Here is a 20865-nt window from a genome sequence, read left to right on the forward strand (position 1 = left end):
AATGTGTTCCTGGCCCGAGTGGCGGAATGGCAGACGCGCTGCACTCAAAATGCAGTATCGAAAGGTGTGTGGGTTCGAGTCCCACCTCGGGCACAAATAGGCTCCTGGTCCAGGAGCTTTTTGTGTTTAAGGGTGGACAACGCTCGCTCCGATTTCTCTGCGCTTACACGAGCGGCCACGGGTAACGCATGCCGGTGTCGTCGACCGGAAGCACCCGCTCATGCAGCAGGCGCTTCACCCGGAGCCGCAGGGCGGCAACCTCCATGTCGTCGAGGAGTTCGGCTACGTCGGGAGGCACCGCTTGTGCGAGTGGGGCGATGTCATCCAGCAGAGCGCCCGGGATAGGTTCACCGGCGAAATCCCAAATCACGGTGCGCAGTTTGAAGTGTGCCGCGAAGCACAGCCCGTGGTCGATGCCCCATACCCGTCCGTCGTAGCCGCGCAGCACGTGCCCACTTTTGCGATCAGTGTTGTTGGCGATGCAATCGAACAGGGCGATCTGCGCCAAGCAGTCACGAGTTTCGGCTGATTCTGCAAAGAGCGTGAAGTAATGCTCACGCTGGTCGTTCTCGACGAACCACTGTAGCGACCCGATGCCCAAGGGAGAGTCCTCGCGAATCACTGTCGGCGGAACTAGGCCCCACCCCAGATACTCGCTCAGCAGATAAGCCGCACGTTCCCGCCGGTAGAGCCCAGGCTCAAAGTCGGACAGCGGCCGTTCCCCGGCCTCCGGCTTGTAAATTGCCCACGCTGACTCCTCCCGGCAGGAGACTTGGACGAGGAACGTCGCGTTGCTGCTGCGCAGGATACGTCCGAGGATCTCGATGCGGCCCTCGGCGAGCAGTGTCAGCTGCCGTTCGGACACAGTTTGACCCGTTTCACGACGCCCTCAACCCACTCAAGGATTCAAGGGTCGAGTTCACCATGAGCACGGCGGGCGCCTGACCCTCCACATAGGAGATGACCGAGACCGAGCACGGGCTGATAACGACCCTCTGGAAGAGGTCCAGATGCGTGCCCAGGGCATGGGCAACGGCGGCCTTGATCGGGTCGGCGTGGGAGAAGCAAACGACGACGCCGTCAGCGTGCGAGGCGCACAGCGCCTCGAGGGTGCCGACCATCCGCGCTTGCATCTGTGCGAAGCTTTCCCCCTCCGGGAAGCGGAAGGCGGACGGAGTGTGCTGTACGGTCTGCCACTGCGGCAAAACCGCCAGTTCGGCGAGCGCGGCACCGGTCCACGCGCCGAAGTCGCACTCGATCAGTCCGGCGTGCTCGTTCACCTCGAGCCCTGTCCTGGCTGCCGTCGGCTCGGCAGTTTCGCAAGCGCGTTCCAGTGGCGAGGAGTAGATGCCGTCAATCGGAAGCGCTGCGAGCCGCTCCGCGACCCGTTGGGCCTGGACCCGGCCACCGTCGGAGAGGTGTAGTCCGGGGGCAAGCCCGGGCAGCACCTTGCCCGTCGTGGGCGTCTGCCCATGGCGCACCAGAAGGAGCAGGGTACTCGGCGGTTTTGCTGGCGCCGACGGTGTTGTTGCAGTCATCAAAATCCAGCGTATGCGGTCCCAGGTGCTGACGCGATGGAATCATGAGAAAGTCGGATGCTCGATTCACAGCAGTTCGAGGACTACCTTTGAGGTGTGAGTGATCGTCCCGAAATCTTCACCGTCGGTGAACTACGTGCAGCCGGCCATGTCCACAAGGACCTGCGCCGCGAGATCCGCGACAACCTGCTCGCCGCGCTTGCCGCAGACCGCGATCCGTGGCCCGGCATGTTTGGTTTCAGCCGCACGGTGCTTCCCCAGCTCGAGCGTGCCTTGATCGCCGGCCACGACGTTGTCCTGCTCGGCGAGCGGGGACAAGGCAAGACGCGGCTCTTGCGCTCCCTGGTCGGGCTCCTCGACGAGTGGTCTCCGGTAATCGAGGGATCGGAACTGAACGAACACCCGTACGAACCGATCACCGAGCTGTCCGGCGCCCGTGCCCTCACCGAAGGGGACCGGCTGCGTGTGGCCTGGCGGCACCGCTCGGAACGCTACGTCGAGAAGCTCGCCACCCCTGACACCTCTGTCGCCGACCTTATCGGCGACGTCGATCCCATGCGGGTAGCGGAGGGCCGTCGGCTCGGGGACCCGGAAACCATCCACTACGGTCTCGTCCCCCGCTCCAACCGCGGCATCATCGGCATCAATGAACTGCCCGACCTTGCCGAGCGTATCCAGGTCGCGATGCTCAACGTGATGGAGGAGCGCGACATCCAGATCCGCGGCTACGTCCTTCGGCTGCCCCTCGATGTGCTTGTCGTCGCCTCGGCGAACCCGGAGGACTACACCAACCGCGGCCGGATCATCACTCCACTGAAGGACCGCTTCGGCGCTGAGATCCGCACCCATTACCCGATCGAGCTGGAAGACGAAGTTGCAGTGATTGCGCAGGAGGGTCGGCTGGTCGCCGACGTTTCGCCCATCATCCTCGAGATCCTGGCCCGCTACACCCGTGCGCTCCGTCAATCCCCGGCAGTCAACCAAAGTTCCGGAGTGTCGGCGCGGTTCGGCATCGCGGGCGCTGAGACGGTCGCCGCGGCAGCGCTGCGCCGGGCTGCCGTGCGCGGGGAAGATGAGGCAGTCGCCAGGATTGTCGATCTGGAGAGTGCTGTCGATGTCCTCTCCGGCAAGATTGAGTTCGAATCGGGTGAAGAGGGGCGGGAGCGCGCCGTCCTCGACCACCTCGTGCGCACGGCCACTGCCGAGGCCGTGCGGATGCACTACCGCGGCATCGATTTCGGGCCGCTCGTTGCTGCGCTCGACGGCCACACGACCGTAACCACCGGGGAAGAAGTCACCGCGCGGGAGTTCCTTGCGAACCTCCCGGCTCTTGACGGACCCGACCTGTACGACCAGATCGGCGCGCGCCTGGGGGCGAAAAACGAGGGGCAGCGCGCTGCCGCAATCGAACTGGCACTGGAGGGCCTTTTCCTCGCCCGGCGGATTTCCAAGGAGTCCGACGACGGGGAAACGATCTACGGCTAGGAATCAGGACTACGGATAGGCAGCATCATGAGCGCTCACCATCGGTCCTCCCGGTACGGCCGGTACACGGGCGGACCCGATCCGCTCGCCCCGCCGGTTGATCTAGCCGAGGCGCTTGACGCGATCGCCGAAGACGTCATGGCAGGCTACTCGCCCCGGCACGCCCTGCAGGAGTTCCTGCGCCGCGGCGGCCGGGACCGTGAAGGGCTGGACGACCTCGCCGGCCGTGTTCAGCAACGCCGACGGGACCTGCTGAGCCGTCACCGGCTGGACGGCACCCTCAGTGAAGTCCGGAAGCTGCTCGACACCGCCGTGCTGGAGGAACGCAAGCAGTTGGCCCGCGACGCCATGATGGACAACACCGACCGTGCATTCCGGGAGATGCAGCTGCAGAACTTGCCCTCGTCCACCGCCGCAGCGGTCAATGAGCTCGCCTCCTATGACTGGCAGTCGAGCACGGCCCGGGAGGCCTACGAACGGATCAAGGACCTGCTGGGCCGAGAGGTTCTTGATCAGCGGTTCGCCGGCATGAAACAGGCGCTCGAGAATGCCACCGACGAAGACCGCGAAGCCGTGCGCGGCATGCTGCGCGATCTGAACGAGCTGCTCGACAAACACCGGCGTGGCGAGGACACCGACGAAGACTTTCAGAAGTTCATGTCTCAGCACGGCAGCGTTTTTCCGGAGAACCCGGAATCGGTCGAGGAGCTGATCGATGCCCTTGCCCAGCGGGCTGCCGCCGCCCAGCGGTTTCTGCAATCCATGTCCCAGGAGCAGCGAGATGAGCTGATGCGTCTGTCGGCCCAAGCGTTCGGCTCGCCCGAACTCATGGCGCAGCTCGATCAGCTCGACTCGAGCCTGCGTGCCCTGCGGCCCGGCGAGGACTGGACCGGCTCCGAGCGCTTCGAGGGACAGGAAGGACTCGGGCTGGGCGACGGCACGGGAGTGCTCCAGGACGTCGCCGAACTCGACGAGCTCGCCGAGCAGCTCTCCCAGTCCGCCAACGGATCACGCCTCGATGATCTGGATCTGGACGCCCTCGCACGCCAACTCGGTCAAAATGCCGTTGTGTCGGCCCGCGCCCTCGCGGACATCGAACGGTCGATGCAGGACAGCGGTTATCTGCGGCGCGGTGCCGACGGCGACCTCCGATTGTCGCCCCAGGCCATGCGGCGGCTGGGGAAGTCGCTGTTGCGGGACACTGCCAAGCAGCTGTCCGGCCGACAGGGACGCCGGGATACGCGTGTCGCCGGGGCAGCGGGCGATCAGACCGGCTCCAGCCGTGAGTGGCAGTTCGGGGACGCCGAGCCGTGGGACGTCACACGCACCCTGACAAACGCGATCCGCCGGACAATGGCCGACGGCGGCGATCCGAGCCGCGGTCTGCGCCTCGGACCGGGCGACATCGAGGTGGCGGAAACGGAGGCCCGCACCCAGGCCGCCGTCGCCCTGCTGGTCGATGTGTCGTTCTCGATGGCCGCCGAGGGACGGTGGGTCCCGATGAAACGTACCGCGCTCGCCTTGCACCAACTGGTCTCAACCCGTTTTCGTGGGGACCGGCTGCAGCTGATCACTTTCGGCCGCTACGCGCAGTCCATGGACATCGGCGACCTCACGGCCCTGCCGGCGCTGCGGGAGCAGGGAACAAACCTGCATCATGGCCTGCTGCTGGCCAATCGCTTCTTCCGGCGGCACCCTTCAATGCAGCACGTCCTCCTTGTGGTCACCGACGGCGAACCTACCGCGCATCTGTTGTCCGACGGCGAGTCGCTGTTCTCCTGGCCACCCGATCCGGAGACAATCCGCGTAACAGTCGCCGAACTCGACCGGCTTGGACGTGCCGGCACGCAAGCCACGTTTTTCCGGCTCGGCGACGACCCAGGACTAGCACGTTTCGTCCAAAAAATGGTCCGCCGAATCGACGGCCGGATCGTCGCTCCAGAGCCCGGGGATCTCGGCGCAGCCGTTGTGGGGGAGTACCTCCGCGCCCACTTCCACGGCACCTACGACGACATCGATTGGGGTTCATAGACGCCCCGGCCACTCCTTGCCTGCCCATGGGTCGTAATCAGCGATGAGCTCCTCCTGCGGCGTACGCTCCGCTTCGGGAACGTGCTGCAGGTTCACCCGCACCCGGTACCAGAGCGAGCTCGATCCGCGCATTCCATCGACGAGCACATCGGCTGGGTGCAAGGCCGGGACGAGGTCCGCATGCCGAGTCTTCCACTCTTCCAGCGCCGCTAATGCCTCGGACTTGGTCTTGGTGCGTGCCACCTCGATGAGCGGCATCATCGACTGCCGGCGGCCGGAGCCGTCGCCGCCGCGTGGCGGCTTCTCGGCGGGGCCAAGCTCGGCTGCCAAGGCGAGGAGCCCGTCAAGTGTGCCGACCGCGTCGTCGATACCGGCATGAGGATCTCCCAGCTCGGCGAACCGCTCGGGCACCGTGCGCACGGTGAATTGTTCGGGCAGGGCGGAGCGGACCTCGTCCCATGCGAGCGGCGTCGAGACGCGGGCATCGGGCAGGGGCCGGACCGAGTATGCCGACGCCACGGTGCGGTCCTTGGCGTTCTGGTTGAAGTCGACGAACACGCTCTCGCCGCGCTCCTCCTTCCACCACCGCGCGGTGGCGAGGCCGGGAGCGCGGTTCTCGACCTCACGGGCGAGGGTCTCGGCGGCGAGCCGCACGTCGCGGTACGTCCATTTCGGCGCAATGCGCACCAGAATGTGGAGTCCGCGTGACCCGCTCGTCTTCGGCCAGCCCGTAAGTCCCACGTCGTCGAGCACCTCACGCGCTACATACGCGACGTCGACGATCTGTGACCAGTCGACCCCCGGCATCGGATCGAGGTCGACCCGGAGCTCGTCGGGGTGCTCGAGGTCCTCCGCGCGCACAGGATGCGGGTTGAGGTCCAGGCATCCAAGATTCACCACCCATGCCAGGCCGGCGGCATCCCGGATCACCGTCTCCTCGGCTGATGTCCCCGATGCGTAATGCAGCGTTGCCGTGTCGATGAACTCGGGGTGGTTCTCGGGCACGCGCTTCTGAAAGAACGGCTCAGCGTCGATGCCCTTCGGGAAGCGCTTGAGTACCATTGGCCGGCCACCGGCGCCACGCAACGCACCGTCCGCGACGGCGAGGTAGTAGCGAACCAGGTCGAGTTTCGTCAGCCCGGGCTCGGGGAACACCATCTTGTCCGGACTCGAAATGCGGACCTCGGAACCGGCGATGTTGAGGATCTCGGCCGGGGTCTTCGACGGCGTCATTCCACCACGCTAGCAACGATCGGCTGTCCCAGCCACAGGTTGGTGATGTCGACTGGACGGTACTACTCGGCAGGCGGTCGCTTTCGTTGCTGTTTAGTCGCCGCACGCTGTTGCTTTGCTTCCAGGCGCCGCCGGTTCGAACCACGGGTGGGTTTGGTTGCCCGGCGGCGAGCAGCTTCGGGAGCAAGACCTTGCGCCACGAGGTCGGCGAGTTTAGCCAGTGCAATCTCGCGATTGCGCAACTGGGAGCGCCGCTCGGAGGCGGTCACCGTGATCACTCCGGCGATGAGTCGTGAACCGAGACGCTCGACCAGCATCAGCCGTTGCACATCCGAAAGCGCTGCCGAGTCGGCGACGTTCCACGAGAGCTCGACGCGGCTGTCCGAAGTGTTGACGTGTTGGCCCCCTGGCCCGGACGAACGCGAGAACCGCCAGCTCAGTTCCGACGCGGGAATCGTGAGCGCGCGCGACACCTCCAGATCCATGTAACCAGCCTTGCACAGTATTGGAATTTTCCCAGCTGCAGGGAGTTCCCAGCCGCGTCATGAATGACTAGGCTGTGCGGATGGATTGGAGCCAGTCATGACCACGCGTACTTATCCACTAGGTGTCCCGTGCTGGATCGATACGGAGCAGCCCGATGTCGAGGCAGCCATTGAATTCTACGGCGGCATCTTCGGCTGGACGTTTGAAGATGTGATGCCTCCGGAATCGCCGGACCGCTATGTGATTGTCAAGCTTGACGGCCAGGACGTCGGCGCCATCGCCGGTCCCCGCGAGGGAACTGCCAAGTGGAACACCTACGTCTCCGTTGACAGCGCGGATGCCGCGGCGGAGCGTCTGGTTGCTGCCGGCGCCGTTCTCCGATCTGCCCCGGCCGATGCGGGAGAGGGCGGCCGCGGTGCCGTGCTGACCGATCCGGAGGGCGTCGAGTTCCGCCTTTGGGAAGCCAAACGGCGGCCGGGCGTGCAGCTGGCCAACCAGCCGGGAGCATGGAATTTCAGCGATCTTCACACGAGCGGTGCCGATGCCGCCATTGCGTTCTATGAGCAGGCGTTCGGCTGGCAAGTAGACGACATCGGCTTCGGCAAGTTGATCCGCCGACCCGGCTATGGAGACCACCTGGAAGCGACGACCGACCCAGGCATCAGAGCACGGCAGTCGGAGATCGCCACCCCGGTGGGTTTCGAGGATGCGGTCGCTTGGCTGGCTCCGGTTGCCCCTGACGAGGTGCCGCATTGGCATGTCTCGTTCACAGTGGCCGATCGCGACCAGACCGTGATTGACGCTGAGCGGCTTGGCGCGAAAGTCCTTGGGCAGGACGACAACGAATGGACCCGCAGCGCATTGATCCGTGACCCCCAGGGAGCGGAGTTCACGGCCAGCCAATTCGCGCCGACGGGCGTCTGAAAGAGAAGCGTGACCGGCGGGAGGGACGTGGCGCCGTCGTCGTAATTTTCGACTCAGCGGGTGGGGAACGGCTCACCGCCCTGCAGGCCGGCGTGGTGGTCGGCGACGATCATCCGCCGGGCGATGATTGAGCCGATCAGTGAGGTCAGCGCGATGGCAAACAGCAGGATGGCCGGGCCCACCGAGCTGCCGCCCGTCATGGTCAGGATCCAGGCGGCGAGCGCCGGCATGAACCCGGCAATGATGCCGGAGATGTTCGCGGACAGGGCGATGGCGGAATAGCGCAGCCGGATCGGGAAGAGCTGGGTGAGCGTTGTCCCCACGGGTGCATACGGAATGGACGCGAAACCCAGCCCCAGGATCATGGCCACGGTGATGAGCAGCGAGCTGCGCGTGTCGACCAGCCAGAAGATCGGGAAAGCAACGACGACGGCGATCACGTAGCCGATCACCACCATTTTCGCCGGGGTGATCCGGTCTGCGACCTTGCCGGCGATGGTCATCGAAATAATCTGTGCGACGGCGCCCCAGGAGATGGCCGTGAGGATCACCGTGGGATCCAGCTCCAGGACTCTGCTGACGTAGCTGATCATGAATGTGGTGAGCAGGAAGAAGCCGGCGTTGCCGAACAGATAGGTGCAGATGCCCACAACCAGGCGGCCGGGGATGTGCCGGAAGATCTCGACCACCGGGATGGTCTTGTGGGCGCCTGGTGCGGCGTCGGCGGCGGCGGCACGGTAGTCGGGCGTTTCGTCAACGGCCAGGCGCAGCCAGACACCGACCGCCACGAGCACGATCGAAATCAGGTAGGGGATCCGCCAGCCCCATTCGAGGAACTGGTCCCCGGTCCAGGCCACAACACCGGCCACGATCAGGCTTGACAGCAGTGTGCCGGTGGGGGAGCCGAGCTGGACGACGGCGCCGTAGAAACCGCGCTTCTCCGGCGGCGCGGACTCGACGGCCATCAGGGTGGCACCGCCCCATTCGCCGCCGGTTGCCAGTCCCTGGACGAAACGCAGCGTGGCCAGCAGGATCGGGGCCACGATACCCGCCGTCTCGAAGGTCGGCAGCACGCCGATGAGGGCGGATGCCACGCCCATGACCACGATCGTGATGACGAGGATGCCCTTGCGGCCCAGCCGGTCGCCGAAGTGGCCGAAGACCAGGGCGCCGAGCGGCCGGCCGATGAAGCCGACGCCGAAGGTCAGGAAGGCTTGGATGGTCCGCAACGCCGGGTCGTCGCCGCCGAAGAACAGCGGGGCGAAGACGATCGCGGCGGTGGTACCGAACAGGAAGAAGTCGTACCACTCCAGGGAGGTGCCGACGTATGAGCCCCAGAGCGCTCTGCGCGCTTTTTTGGGGTCGGTCTGGATGGGGGCCAACGGTGCGGCGTCGTCGGCTTCTCCGGGATTTCGCGGACGCCGATGGTGGGGATGGCCCGACCGACCAGGATCGGAGGGAGGCGTTGTATTCAAGGTTCCGTCCTTATCGTCGTCGTAACGGTCTTCGGCAGCGGTTGTGCCACTCATGATGCTCCTTTGGCCCGGCTAACGGAAGGGCTGCGCCCCTGCAACAGGACCAAGGCACAATGGAGACGTGACTTCTGCGTACCTCCCCTCCGGCCCCGCCAGCAGCCCCGGCCCCTTCGACCTGGCAGCCATCGGTGCCGGTCTGGTCTTTGCAGAGTCGCTGGGCGAGCTGGCCGTGGCGGTCAATGCCGGAGGCCCGGCCGGATCCGCCGTGGTGCAGGCTCCTCCCGGTACCGGCAAGACCACCTTGGTGCCCCCGCTGCTGGCGAACCTCGCCTGGAACAGGGCCGGACGTGTAGCCCGGGAACGAGGCGGACTTCCCCGCGTTGTGGTCACCCAGCCGCGCCGTGTTGCGGCACGCTCTGCTGCCCGTCGTCTAGCCGTTTTGGACGGCAGCCGGCTCGGCGACCGCGTCGGGTACACGGTCCGGGGTGAACGCCGGACCGGAACTGGAACGCTGATCGAGTTCGTTACCCCGGGCATCCTGCTGCGCCGCCTGCTCGCGGATCCGGGGCTGGAAGGCACGGATGCGGTGATCCTTGACGAGGTCCACGAACGAGGGCTCGAGACCGACCTGCTGCTGGGCATGCTCGCCGAAGTCCGCGAACTGCGCGGCGATCTGACGTTCGTGGCCATGTCCGCCACACTCGACGCCCCGCGGTTCGCCGCTTTGATCGGCAAGTACGACGGCGAGGGGCCGGCTACCGTTGTCGACTGTCCTTCCGCGCTCCATCCCTTGGCAACGGTCTGGGCGCCGGCAGCGGTGGCGCGGCTGGACGGACGCGGCGTGACCCGCGCTTTCCTGGACCATGTAGCGGATACAGCGGCGACGTCGCACCAGGAAGCGCTCGCAGCCGATCCGGGGATCGACGCCCTGGTCTTCGTGCCCGGCGCCTGGGAAGTTTCCCATGTTGCCGCGCGCATCCGGAACCGGCTGCGCAGCCACAGTGCGGGGACCGAGGTACTGGAACTGCACGGGCAGGCAGGTCCGGCGGCCCAGGACCGTGCGGTCTCCGGCCGGGAGCTGGGCGGGCCGCCGCGGATCATCGTGTCCACGGCGCTCGCCGAATCCTCGCTGACAGTTCCGGGTGTCCGGCTAGTGGTTGACGCGGGTCTGTCGCGCGAGCCAAGGCGGGATGCCGCACGGGGCATGTCCGGTCTGGTCACCGTCTCCTGCTCCCGTGCGTCCGCCGAGCAGCGTGCGGGACGCGCCGCCCGGCAGGGCCCCGGCACGGTGGTGCGTTGTTACGACCAGAAGACTTTCGGGGCTGCCCCGGCCCACCGGACACCCGAGATCATGGCCGCGGACCTGACCGGCGCGGCGCTGGTTCTGGCTTGCTGGGGCGCACCCGGCGGCCAGGGACTGGCCCTGCCGGACGATCCTCCCCGGAACGCGATGGATGAGGCGGTCGAGGTGCTGCGCGATCTAGGCGCGGTGGAGCTCTCCGGGCATGCCACGGAGCTGGGCAGGACGCTGGCCCGGATCCCGGCGGACCCGAGGCTGGGACGGGCCTTGCTGGACGGCTCCGCTCTGCTGCGGCGTTCCGCCACAACGAAACGGACCAGCGCGGCGGAGATTGTCGCTATGGTCTCCGGCGATCTGCGAGCGCAGGGCGCGGACCTGACCCGGCTGCTGTCGGCGCTGCGGGCGGGACAGGAACCCGCGGCCGCGCGCTGGGTAGAGGAGGTGCGGCGGTTGGAGGGAATCGTGCGCGAGGAGGTTTCCGGCGTCGTACTTGAGGGGGAACCATCGGAGCCTGTGCCGGAGGGAGATGCGGTGGGGTTCGTCGTTGCCCTGGCGTTCCCCGACCGCGTGGCCCACCGCGTTCCGGGCGGCGGACCGGCACAGTATCTGCTGGCCTCCGGTACCCGGGCTGGCCTGCCCGCCGAAAGCACGCTGGCCGGACACGAATGGCTGGCCGTCGCCGAGGTATCCAGGGCACAGGGGCGCGCTGCGGCCGGAACCGGCGCCGTGATCCGTTCGGCCGCACCGCTGACTGCGGAGACCGCGGAGGCGGCGGCCCGCCACTTGCTGGCCGAAACCATGGAAGCGTCCTTCGCAACCGGCAGGGTGACGGCCCGGCGGCAACGCAGGCTAGGCGCCATTGTGCTGTCCTCGACTCCGATCCGGCCCCCGCTGTCCGAGGGGCGCGCCGCAGTGATTCGCGCGCTGGAGCAGGACGGGCTGTCGGTCATCGGATGGTCGACGGCGGCGGACGTTCTGCGCCGCCGGCTCGCCCTGCTGCACCGCGAACTGGGCGAACCCTGGCCGGACGTTTCCGACGAGGCACTTATTGCACGGCTGGATGAGTGGCTGTCGCCGGAGATCGAGGCCTTGGCCGGCGGCACTCCGGCGAATGCGGTCAAGCTGACCGATCCCTTGCGGCGGCTGCTGCCCTGGCCGGAGGCGGCACGGCTCGGGGAACTGGCACCCGAGTCGCTGGAAGTACCGAGCGGTTCGCGGGTGCGGATAGACTACCCCGCGGTGGAGGACGGAGGCGGCCGCCCGGTGGTGGCGGTCAAGCTACAGGAGTGTTTCGGCTGGGCACGGACGCCGCGGCTGGTGGATGAGCGGGTGCCGGTGTTGTTCCATTTGCTCTCGCCGGCCCGGCGCCCACTGGCCGTCACGGACGATCTGGCCTCTTTCTGGTCCGGACCCTACGCGCAGGTCCGGGCGGAAATGCGCGGCCGCTATCCGAAGCACCCCTGGCCCGAGGATCCTTGGACGGCGCGGGCTACGGCACGGGTGACGAGGAAAGCTTGACCCGTACGTACCCGCGCATACGGCTCAGCCCGGGGTGAGGACGCAGAACTCGTTGCCCTCTGGGTCGGCGAGGCATACCCAGGGCACATCGCCCTGGCCGACGTCCAGGTCAGTGGCGCCCAAAGCCGTCAGCCGGGCCACCTCCGCCGCCTGATCGTCACCGGGGTACGGCATCAGGTCCAGATGGACACGGCCAGACTCGGTCTTCAGGACGGGGATGCGAAGGAACTCCAGATACGGACCGACGCCCTTGGCCGAACGCAGCCTCGCATGATCGTCGGTCACCTCGTGCAGGGTCCAGTCCATCGCCTCGCTCCAGAACCGGGCCATGGCGCGGGGATCCGCACAGTTGACCATCACCGCGGCGATCGGCCCGGTGTCCCGGTAAACCGATCGAGGCTCCAGCACGCGGAACAGGTTGCCCTCCGGGTCGGCCAGAACCGTCCACGGCACATCACCCTGGCCCACATCCACCGGCGTCGCACCGAGCTCCTTCAGGCGTGTGACCAGCCCTGTCTGATGGGCGGCAGAGGTGGTATTGAGATCGAGGTGCGTGCGGTACCTCACGGTCTCGGGGTCCGGGACGGTGACCACATCGACGCAGACGGCGACGGGGTCCGGCCAGTCGAAGTCCACGGGTTCAACGTTGGTCACACCGGGGCCTTCGCTGGAAACGCCCCAGCCGAGTGCCTCCGCCCAAAACCGCCCGAGCGCCGAGTCGTCCCGAGCCTTGAAATTCACCTGAACAAGTCGCAACGCCATACCGCCCGACCCTATACCGAGGCACTACCCGAGATAAAGAGGCACGTTCAGGTGTCCGTTGCCGGTGCCGCAGGGTGCTGGGTGCTGGGTGCTGGGTGCTGGGACGATAATGGCATCAGAAATCGGCGTGGTTCAGTACCCAAGGAGGTGGCAGATGATGGGCGGCATGAGCTCCGGCGAGCATGAGCGAAGGCTGGCGCGCGCGGCCGAACTGCGTGCCGCGCGTGCTTCCGGCGGCCGCCGGACTCACAGCACGGACGCGGACGAGGAATCGCGGCGTAAGCGCAACAAGATCAGCGACGCGGCCAAGGCGGACTACCTCATCCGCGATGCAATGGCGCGCGGTGAATTCGACAATCTGGAGTATGCCGGAAAACCGATCCCGGGGCTGGGGGAGCGCTACGACCCCGACTGGTGGATCAAGGGCCTGATCCAGCGCGAACACATCACCGGGCTGGGACCGGCAGCCATTATGCTGCGCACCGAGGACGCCGAGCTGGACCAGGTGCTGGACAAGCAGTACACGGAGAAGCAGGTCCGCGAGATCGTCGAGGACTTCAATACCCGCGTGATCGAGGCCCGGCGTCAGCTGCTCGGCGGACCGCCGGTCATTACCAAGACCAGGGATGTCGACGGCGAGGTGGCCCGTTGGCGTGAACGCAAGGCAGCCCGTGCGACAGCAGCCCCGGCCACGCCGGCACCGGAAATCAAGCGTTCCTGGTGGCGGCGGATCTGGAGCTGGCAGGCGTAAGGGATTTCAGCCGCGTTCCGACGGGTTCCGGCCGAAGCGGAGTCAGCTGTTGGCTTGCAGGAACGCCGCGGCGGGTTCCGCCAGGGAAGCACCGACCTGGTCTGCACTGCGCTTCAGGCCCGCGACCTCGAAGGAATGGCCGCCGCCTTCCAGCCACTGCAGCACAGCAGTCGCGCCGATGCGGGAAACAACCTTCTCCAGGAGTTCAGGCGTGGCGAACGGATCCCGCGTCCCTTGGAGGAACAGCATCGGCAGCGTCAGTCCGTAGAGGTGCTCATCGCGGAGCTTCTCCGGCTTGCCTGGCGGATGCAGCGGGTAGCCGAGGTAGACCAGTCCCGCTGCAGGCATACCTTCGGCGACGGCCATCGAGGCCATGCGCCCGCCGAAGGATTTGCCGGCCGCCCACAGCGGTTCGCCGTTCGATTCCGCGGCGGCGAAGTCCATGACGGCCCGCCAGGCGGCGATTGCGGCCGGCGCGCGGTCCGGGAACTTCCTGCCTGCCTCGCGGTAGGGGAAGTTGAAGCGCAAGGTGGCTACGCCGTCTTCGTTCAATGCCCGGGTGAAGCCCTGCAGGAACGGATGCTCCATGCCAGCGCCTGCCCCGTGTGCCACGACCATTGTGGCCAGCGGGTTATCGGGCCGGGCATAGACGCCCGAGACCGGTGTCTCGCCGACGGAGATGCTGACGGGGGATTCAGAGATGGCCATGTATCCATCATGCTGGATGCGCCACCCAACCCTTGCCGTTTCCGCTGCCGCGGGTGTCGAATCTAAGCACAGGGAATGGCACAGGCGGCTGCGGCTAGGTGAGGGCTAGGGGAGATGTCATGTCGGTAAAAGGGACAAACGGTCCGGGAAAGGGGCCCGGGCGCTCCGGGACAGCGCTGCGGCGGGCGGACGGGACCACGGCGATGCACGCCGAGCGGCCGGAGGAGATCCGCAATGTCGCGCTGGTGGGGCATTCGGGGGCAGGGAAGACGATGCTGGCCGAGGCATTGCTGGCTGCCACTGGAGCCATCGCCAGGATGGGTTCCATTGCCGACGGGACGACGGTCAGTGACTCGGATCCCGCGGAGATCCACCAGCAGCGGTCGGTGTCGCTGTCCGTGGTCCCGGTGGTTTTCAGCGACGTCAAAGTGAACCTGCTCGACACGCCGGGATACGCGGATTTCATCGGCGAACTGCGGGCCGGACTGCGCGCCGCGGATGCAGTGCTGTTCGTGGTGTCGGCCGTGGACGATATAGATGCGGCCACCATCGCACTATGGAACGAGTGCGAAGAAGCCGCAATGCCGCGGGCCGTGGCGATCAGCCGGCTTGACCATCCCCGGGCCGATTACGCCCGGGCGCTCGCAGCTGCCCAGCAGGCATTCGGTGATGCCGTCCTGCCCCTCTACCTCCCGGTGGGGGCCGGCGAAACCTTCAGGGGATTGCACGGGTTGCTCTCAGGCACGGTGTCGGAATACCCGGCCGGGGAGCTGCAGCCTGCCCAACGTGCCGCGACCGAGGACGAACTTGCCGCGGCGGAATCCGCCCGAGGTGCGCTGATCGAGGGGATCATCGCCGAAAGCGAGGATGAGACGCTGATGGACCGCTATCTCGGTGGTGAGCAGATCGCCGAGGAAACGTTGGTCGGGGACCTGGAGACCGCCGTCGCCCGTGGTTCCTTCTTTCCGGTGGTGCCCGTCTCGGCGGAGACGTTGGTCGGGACCGCCGAAGTGCTGCATCTGCTCACCCGGGCCTTCCCCTCGCCCGCCGAACGCGACCTGCCGGCGGTGATGAACCTCTATGGCAAGCCGGCCCTGGCGCTGAAGTGCGACCCGGAGGGTCCGCTCGCCGGCCAGGTAGTGCGGACCAGCAGCGATCCGTTTCTGGGCCGGGTCTGCCTGGTGCGCTTGTTCTCCGGCACTTTACGCGAGGACATTGCTATCCACGTGAGCGGGCACGGGCTGGCCGAGCGGGGCCACCAGGACCATGACAGCGACGAGCGGGTCACCCATCTGCATGCCCCGGTCGGAGCGGCCCTGCAGGCGGTGCCGTTCTGCGTGGCCGGGGATATCTGTGCGCTGACCAAGGTGGGCAATGCCGAAACCAGCGACACGATTTCGGCCAAGGACACACCGTTGCTGATCGAACCGTGGCCTATGCCGGAACCGCTGCTGCCGGTGGCGGTCGAGGCAGCGTCGCATGGCGATGAAGACGCCCTCGCCCGTAGCCTGGCGAAGGTGGCTTCAGGGGATCCGACGCTGCGGGTGGAGCGGAACGCCGAAACCCGCCAACTGGTGCTGTGGTGCATGGGTGAAGCCCATGCGGACGTGGTGCTGGGGAGGCTGGCCGACCAGGGAGTCCAGCTGGAGACGGTCAATGTCATCACGCCGTTGCGGGAGACCTTCGCTAGGCCGGCCAAGGGGCATGGCCGGTACGTCAAGCAGTCCGGTGGCCACGGCCAGTTTGCCATCTGCGACATAGAGGTTGAGCCTCTCGGGCGCGGGGCAGGATTCGAGTTTGTCGACAGGATCGTCGGAGGGGCCATCCCGGGGCCGTTCATTGGTTCGGTGGAGAAAGGCGTCCGGGCCCAGCTGCTCAAGGGCGTCGCCGCGGGGTTTCCCGTGGTGGACATCCGGGTGACCCTGGTAGGCGGCAAGGCCCACAGTGTGGACTCCTCGGATGCTGCCTTCCAGTCCTCCGGGGCGCTGGCCCTGCGTGAAGCGGCGGCGGGGGCGCGCATCCAGTTGCTGGAACCGGTTTCAGCCGTGACGGTCACCGTTCCCGATGACCATGTTGGCGCCGTGCTCAGCGACTTGTCGTCCCGCCGCGGGCGGGTGACGGGAACGACGTCGGCCGGCGGCGACCGAACCGAGATCAGCGCCGAAGTGCCGGATGAGGAATTGCTGCGGTACGCGGTCCAGCTGCGCTCGCTGGCGGCAGGAACCGGCACGTTCAGCCGCCGCTACCTGCGGCACGAACCGGTACCCTCCAATGTCACACCGGCAGCCGTGGCCGGGTAAGGCCCCTACTCGAACCGGGAAGGGTCACCCATGCCGCGGCGGACAACCTCGGCGCCGCCGCCCGAGAAATCGATCACGGTGGTCGGCTCGGCACCGCAGTCACCGGAGTCCACCACGCCGTCGACAACGTGTTCGAGGCGTTCCTTAATCTCCCAACCCTGCGTCAGCGGTTCCTCCTGGCCGGGCAGCAGCAAGGTGCTGGAGAGCAGTGGCTCGTTGAGTTCCGCCAGAAGAGCATGGACCACTTTGTTATTGGGGATGCGGACACCCACGGTCTTCTTCTTTGGATGCAGCAGCCGGCGCGGAACTTCCTTTGTCGCCGGCAGGATAAAGGTGTAGCTGCCCGGCGTGACCGCCTTGATGCTGCGGAAGACGTCATTGTCAATCAGGACGAATTGCCCCAGTTGGGAAAAATCCTTGCAGACCAGGGTGAAGTGGTGCTTGTCATCGAGCTGCCGGATGGTGCGGATCCGATCCAGCGCCTCCTTGTTCCCCAATTGCGCACCCAGCGCGTAACAGGAGTCCGTGGGGTACGCAATCAGCCCGCCCGACTGCACCAGATCGACGATCTGCCCGACGGCGCGCGGCTGGGGGTCCTCAGGATGAACATCAAAGTATCTCGCCATGTCACGAGCTTACGGACCAATCGCGGATCACGCATTCGCCGGGAGTGGGTGACGCCCGCCGCGGTTGTCTGTATGTTGTTCCCATGGCCAGCGAAGCAACGACGCTCACGGTTGAGGGACCCCACGGCGAGCGGGAAATGCGCATTTCCAGTCCCAGCAGGGTGCTGTGGCCCGACCTGGGCCTGACGAAGCTGGACCTCGCCCGCTACGTCGCCGACGTGGGCGATGCGTTCGTCGCCGCAAACGGTGATCGCCCGGTCTCCCTTCAGCGGTTTCCCGAGGGAATCGACGGCGAAATGTTCTTTTCGAAGAATCCGCCCAAGGGCGCGCCCGAATTCGTGCGGTCCGTAAAGGTGATCTACCCCAGCGCCAGATCGCACCCCCAGCTGGTCATCGATGAACCGGCCGCCGCCGTCTGGGCTGTGCAGATGAACACGATCGTCTTCCACCCCTGGCCCTCGCGCGCCGACAACACTGACAATCCCGACCAACTGCGCATTGACCTGGACCCGCAGCCCGGCACCGACTTTGACGACGCCGTTCCCGCCGCACTGGAGCTTCGATCGGTACTCGCCGAGGCCGGGCTGACCGCGTTCATCAAGACGTCGGGCAACCGCGGGCTGCACGTATTCGCACCGATCGAACCTACCCGCGAGTTCCTGGACGTACGCCACGCAGTAATCGCCGCAGCCCGCGAACTTGAACGCCGCATGCCGGAGCAGATCACTACCAACTGGTGGAAGGAGGAACGGGGCCAGCGGGTGTTTGTGGACTTCAACCAGGCCAACCGGGACCGCACCATGGCCGGCGCCTACAGTCCCCGGGCCTTGGCCCATGCTCCCGTTTCCTGTCCGCTTGAGTGGGACGAGCTGGAAAAGGCTGATCCGAAGCAGTTCACTATCGCCACGGTGCCGGACCGGCTCAGGACCACCGGCGACCCGTGGGCGGACATGCATGCGAATCAGGGCACCATCGATGTGCTCCTGAAGTGGTGGGAGCGCGATCTGGCGGCAGGCCTCGGCGAGATGCCGTTCCCGCCCGACTACCCGAAGATGCCGGGCGAACCCCCGCGGGTGCAGCCAAGCCGGGCGAAGAAGAAGAGCTAGACGCGTTCGGGATGGCTGCGACCGAGCTGGAGCAGTTGGCTATGAAGGATTGCTCTGGTCCATCCACCACTCGGTGAACTCCCGGGCCAGGCCCTCGGACGTCAGTTTGATCACCCACAGGTTGCTGTAGGTCGGCCCGTCCCGGTAAACCGTGGTGCCCTGGATGATCGACACGTCCGGGGTGGCGACCAGTTCGGACCATTCGAACGCCGTGCTTCCCGGAGCATCCCGCTTCTTCCGCCACCCGGCCACGATCTCCTCGTGTCCCCGCCACGGCACTACCCACGGATCGGTCCGGTATTCGGCGTCCTCGGTAAACAGCGCGCGGATATCGTCCGGCTCATTCGATTCCCACGCCCGCCGATAGTCCGTGATCCATGCCTCAAGATAGCCGCTCATGGACCAGTTGTACTGCCCGCGGGTTCGCGCCACAAGCCCAAGGATCCGCCGCTTCACCGACCTATGGCGGCCGGATGGGGTTTGTCGCTGTTCCTGCGGCATCTACAATCGGTAAGCGCCGCACCCGCAGTTGAACCAATCATGACCCACGGGTGAACGGCAGCTGAACTTTCCCGCTGACCAGATTGGGCACCAGGTGGATCTCACCTTAATGGTCGTGCTTGTCATAGCACTGGCCTTGTTCTTCGACTTTACGAACGGCTTCCACGACACGGCGAATGCGATGGCAACCCCCATCGCCACCGGTGCCATCAAGCCCAAGGCCGCGGTCCTGTTGGCGGCCATCCTGAACCTGGTGGGCGCCTTCCTGTCCACCGAAGTGGCCCAGACCATCTCCGGCGGGTTGATCAGGGAAGGCGAGGGCGGAATCCAGATCAGCCCCGTCATGATCTTTGCCGGCCTGATCGGGGCCATCGTGTGGAACATGATCACCTGGCTGCTGGGGCTGCCATCGAGCTCCTCGCACGCCTTGTTCGGCGGCCTGATTGGCGCCGCCATCGTCGGTGCCGGATTCGCCGCGGTGGACTACGGCGTCGTCGTCTCCAAGCTCCTGCTGCCGGCCGTGCTGGCGCCTCTGATCGCCGGCACCGTGGCCTACTTGGGTACCAAGCTGGCGTACGCCATAACCCGGCGGCAGGGAAATTCAGCTGCACCCAAACGCGGCGGCTTCCGCTATGGGCAGATCTTCTCCTCGTCGCTAGTGGCACTGGCCCACGGTACCAACGATGCCCAGAAGACCATGGGCGTCATCACCCTGGTACTGATCGCCGGCGGCTTCCAGTCGGCTGGCAGCGGCCCGGCTTTCTGGGTGATCGCCGCCTGCGGTCTGGCCATCGCCCTGGGCACCTACTCCGGTGGCTGGCGGATCATCCGGACCATGGGCTCGGGGCTGACCGAGGTGAAGCCGGCGCAGGGTTTCGCCGCCGAGACATCCACGGCGTCGGCCATCCTGGCGTCGTCGCACTTGGGTTTTGCGCTCTCCACCACACAGGTCGCCTCCGGCTCCGTGATCGGCTCCGGGCTGGGCCGCAAAGGGGCCAAGGTCCGCTGGAACACCGCGGGCCGGATCGGTATCGGCTGGCTGCTGACCCTGCCTGCCGCCGGCGGCGTCGGTGCACTTGCGGCCTGGGTGGCCCACCTCGGCGTGGCGGGCATCATCATCGACGCGGTCGCGGGAATCCTGATCATCCTCGCGATGTACATGGTTTCCCGACGGTCCAAGGTCGGCCATGACAACGCCATCAGCGACGTCGACCAGGCGGGCGAGGTAGTCAAGATCAAGCGCAAACGCAAGAAAAAGAAAGACCGGCTGGAGGCAGGACTATGAGTATCGACTGGTTTGCTTTTGTGATTGTCGCTGTCGCCACATTAGTGGCTTCCATGGTCGTGGTCGGGTTCTACGGGCTGGGCGTGCGCCTGCTGGCGGTAGCCACGGACGCCGGTCCAACCCGGCAATCGGCGGTTCGGCTGTGCGCCTATGCCTGCTTTGCGGTGTGCGTTGCCGCAGTGCTGTACGGCATCTATTTGATTGTGCCTGCTCTTCACTAACGAACCGGGCTAGCATGGGCCCATGGCACGCACGCTCTACTACGTTGCAAGCTCGCTGGACGGGTACATCGCGGACGAAAACGACAAGCTGGACTGGTTGTTCCGGTTTAACGACGCCGAAGGCGTGGCGGACAGCTACAAGTCCTTCATCGCGGGGATCGGCGCCATTGTCATGGGCTCCCAGACGTACAAGTTCATTCTGGACCAGGGCGGCGCAGATGCCTGGGAGTACGGACAGATGCCTACCTGGGTCTTCACGCACCACGAGCTGCCGGGCATTACCGGCGCGGACATCACCTTTGTCCGCGGGGATATCTCGCTGTTCCACGCGAACATTGTGGCGGACGCCGGCGACAAGGACGTCTGGATAGTCGGCGGCGGTTCCTTGGCCGCGCAGTACCTGGACGCCGGGTTGCTGGACGAGTTGATTGTCACATACGTCCCGGTCGCGATCGGCCGGGGCAAGAGCCTGCTGCCCGTGGGTACGGCGACGGAACCTGCCCAGCTGCTTGGCTCGCGGACCCTTGGCGCCGGCATGATGGAACTAAGCTACCGCTTCGCCGCCGGCGGTCCCGCAACCGAAACGGGCCGGTAGGCCAGGATTTACTCGTAATC

The 20865-nt window shown here is 66.2% G+C and carries 19 protein-coding genes and 1 tRNA gene; 11 read left to right on the top strand and 9 right to left on the bottom strand.

The features are described 5' to 3' along the window. Positions 1 to 12 precede the first annotated feature (12 nt). Positions 13 to 93: transfer RNA gene (locus tag HGO92_RS11155), tRNA-Leu, on the top strand. 70 nt (positions 94 to 163) lie between these two features. Here the strand turns inward: HGO92_RS11155 and HGO92_RS11160 are convergent. Together HGO92_RS11160 and HGO92_RS11165 are read right to left on the bottom strand one after the other, a co-directional pair. Next, entirely contained in the window at positions 164 to 865 is a 702-nt protein-coding gene (locus HGO92_RS11160; protein ID WP_169994735.1) for an SCO1664 family protein, read from the bottom strand. Positions 866 to 878: 13 nt separating this feature from the next. Next, positions 879 to 1538 (bottom strand): MSMEG_4193 family putative phosphomutase, encoded by a 660-nt coding sequence (locus HGO92_RS11165; RefSeq protein ID WP_169994737.1) that lies wholly within the window; start codon positions 1536 to 1538, stop codon positions 879 to 881. Between the two features lie 96 nt (positions 1539 to 1634). Between HGO92_RS11165 and HGO92_RS11170 the strand changes: the two genes are divergently transcribed. Together HGO92_RS11170 and HGO92_RS11175 are read left to right on the top strand one after the other, a co-directional pair. Continuing rightward, positions 1635 to 3023 (top strand): magnesium chelatase ATPase subunit I, encoded by a 1389-nt coding sequence (locus tag HGO92_RS11170; protein WP_169994739.1) that lies wholly within the window; start codon positions 1635 to 1637, stop codon positions 3021 to 3023. A 27-nt stretch (positions 3024 to 3050) separates the two neighbouring features. Then, on the top strand, positions 3051 to 5054 hold the full coding sequence (locus HGO92_RS11175) for a vWA domain-containing protein (RefSeq protein ID WP_169994741.1): 2004 nt from the start codon (positions 3051 to 3053) through the stop codon (positions 5052 to 5054). Here the strand turns inward: HGO92_RS11175 and ligD (HGO92_RS11180) are convergent. Then, positions 5049 to 6287 (bottom strand): non-homologous end-joining DNA ligase, encoded by a 1239-nt coding sequence (ligD, locus tag HGO92_RS11180; RefSeq protein WP_169994743.1) that lies wholly within the window; start codon positions 6285 to 6287, stop codon positions 5049 to 5051. The two genes, HGO92_RS11175 and ligD (HGO92_RS11180), sit on opposite strands and share 6 nt — an antisense overlap. Before the next feature lie 62 nt (positions 6288 to 6349). Further along, positions 6350 to 6772 carry an alternative ribosome rescue aminoacyl-tRNA hydrolase ArfB gene (arfB, locus tag HGO92_RS11185; RefSeq protein WP_169994745.1) on the bottom strand — a complete coding sequence of 141 codons (423 nt, stop codon included), beginning with the start codon at positions 6770 to 6772 and terminating at the stop codon, positions 6350 to 6352. Positions 6773 to 6869: 97 nt separating this feature from the next. Here arfB and HGO92_RS11190 point away from each other — a divergent pair, with 97 nt between their 5' ends. Beyond that, positions 6870 to 7697: a VOC family protein gene (locus HGO92_RS11190; RefSeq protein ID WP_169994747.1), complete on the top strand. Its 828-nt coding sequence runs from the start codon at positions 6870 to 6872 to the stop codon at positions 7695 to 7697. A gap of 53 nt (positions 7698 to 7750) precedes the next feature. On the opposite strand, the gene HGO92_RS11195 is transcribed toward HGO92_RS11190, so the two are convergent. Continuing rightward, positions 7751 to 9226 (bottom strand): MFS transporter, encoded by a 1476-nt coding sequence (locus HGO92_RS11195; protein WP_169994749.1) that lies wholly within the window; start codon positions 9224 to 9226, stop codon positions 7751 to 7753. 67 nt (positions 9227 to 9293) lie between these two features. On the opposite strand from HGO92_RS11195, the gene hrpB reads away from it, so the two are divergent. Continuing rightward, positions 9294 to 11990: an ATP-dependent helicase HrpB gene (gene hrpB, locus HGO92_RS11200; RefSeq protein ID WP_169994751.1), complete on the top strand. Its 2697-nt coding sequence runs from the start codon at positions 9294 to 9296 to the stop codon at positions 11988 to 11990. A gap of 24 nt (positions 11991 to 12014) precedes the next feature. Here the strand turns inward: hrpB and HGO92_RS11205 are convergent, their stop codons facing one another. Continuing rightward, positions 12015 to 12752: a VOC family protein gene (locus tag HGO92_RS11205; protein ID WP_169994753.1), complete on the bottom strand. Its 738-nt coding sequence runs from the start codon at positions 12750 to 12752 to the stop codon at positions 12015 to 12017. Positions 12753 to 12909: 157 nt separating this feature from the next. Between HGO92_RS11205 and HGO92_RS11210 the strand changes: the two genes are divergently transcribed. Then, positions 12910 to 13503, top strand: coding sequence for a DnaJ family domain-containing protein (locus HGO92_RS11210; RefSeq protein WP_169994889.1), 594 nt, complete (start codon positions 12910 to 12912; stop codon positions 13501 to 13503). Positions 13504 to 13545: 42 nt separating this feature from the next. On the opposite strand, the gene HGO92_RS11215 is transcribed toward HGO92_RS11210, so the two are convergent. Next, positions 13546 to 14211 (bottom strand): alpha/beta hydrolase family protein, encoded by a 666-nt coding sequence (locus tag HGO92_RS11215; protein ID WP_169994755.1) that lies wholly within the window; start codon positions 14209 to 14211, stop codon positions 13546 to 13548. A 119-nt stretch (positions 14212 to 14330) separates the two neighbouring features. Between HGO92_RS11215 and HGO92_RS11220 the strand changes: the two genes are divergently transcribed. Beyond that, the gene (locus HGO92_RS11220; protein WP_169994757.1) at positions 14331 to 16511 is read left to right on the top strand and encodes an elongation factor G-like protein EF-G2; all 2181 of its coding nucleotides are present in this window, start codon (positions 14331 to 14333) and stop codon (positions 16509 to 16511) included. Between the two features lie 5 nt (positions 16512 to 16516). On the opposite strand, the gene HGO92_RS11225 is transcribed toward HGO92_RS11220, so the two are convergent. Then, entirely contained in the window at positions 16517 to 17137 is a 621-nt protein-coding gene (locus tag HGO92_RS11225; protein WP_169994759.1) for an L-threonylcarbamoyladenylate synthase, read from the bottom strand. A gap of 83 nt (positions 17138 to 17220) precedes the next feature. Between HGO92_RS11225 and ligD (HGO92_RS11230) the strand changes: the two genes are divergently transcribed. Further along, positions 17221 to 18243: a non-homologous end-joining DNA ligase gene (gene ligD, locus HGO92_RS11230; RefSeq protein ID WP_169994762.1), complete on the top strand. Its 1023-nt coding sequence runs from the start codon at positions 17221 to 17223 to the stop codon at positions 18241 to 18243. A gap of 39 nt (positions 18244 to 18282) precedes the next feature. Here ligD (HGO92_RS11230) and HGO92_RS11235 read toward each other — a convergent pair whose 3' ends face one another. Further along, a complete protein-coding gene (locus HGO92_RS11235) occupies positions 18283 to 18642 on the bottom strand; it encodes a nuclear transport factor 2 family protein (protein WP_169994764.1) in 360 nt (119 codons plus the stop codon). A 196-nt stretch (positions 18643 to 18838) separates the two neighbouring features. Between HGO92_RS11235 and HGO92_RS11240 the strand changes: the two genes are divergently transcribed. Genes HGO92_RS11240 through HGO92_RS11250 form a run of 3 tightly spaced genes read left to right on the top strand, consistent with a single transcriptional unit; the run spans position 18839 to position 20845 of the window. Continuing rightward, a complete protein-coding gene (locus HGO92_RS11240; protein ID WP_169994766.1) occupies positions 18839 to 20029 on the top strand; it encodes an inorganic phosphate transporter in 1191 nt (396 codons plus the stop codon). Beyond that, positions 20026 to 20250 carry a hypothetical protein gene (locus HGO92_RS11245; RefSeq protein WP_169994768.1) on the top strand — a complete coding sequence of 75 codons (225 nt, stop codon included), beginning with the start codon at positions 20026 to 20028 and terminating at the stop codon, positions 20248 to 20250. The genes HGO92_RS11240 and HGO92_RS11245 overlap by 4 nt, the downstream gene beginning before the upstream one ends. Positions 20251 to 20272: 22 nt before the next feature. Continuing rightward, the gene (locus HGO92_RS11250) at positions 20273 to 20845 is read left to right on the top strand and encodes a dihydrofolate reductase family protein (protein WP_169994770.1); all 573 of its coding nucleotides are present in this window, start codon (positions 20273 to 20275) and stop codon (positions 20843 to 20845) included. Positions 20846 to 20865: the final 20 nt, after the last annotated feature.

It is taken from the genome of Crystallibacter degradans, assembly GCF_012952295.1.
Lineage (GTDB): Bacteria > Actinomycetota > Actinomycetes > Actinomycetales > Micrococcaceae > Crystallibacter > Crystallibacter degradans.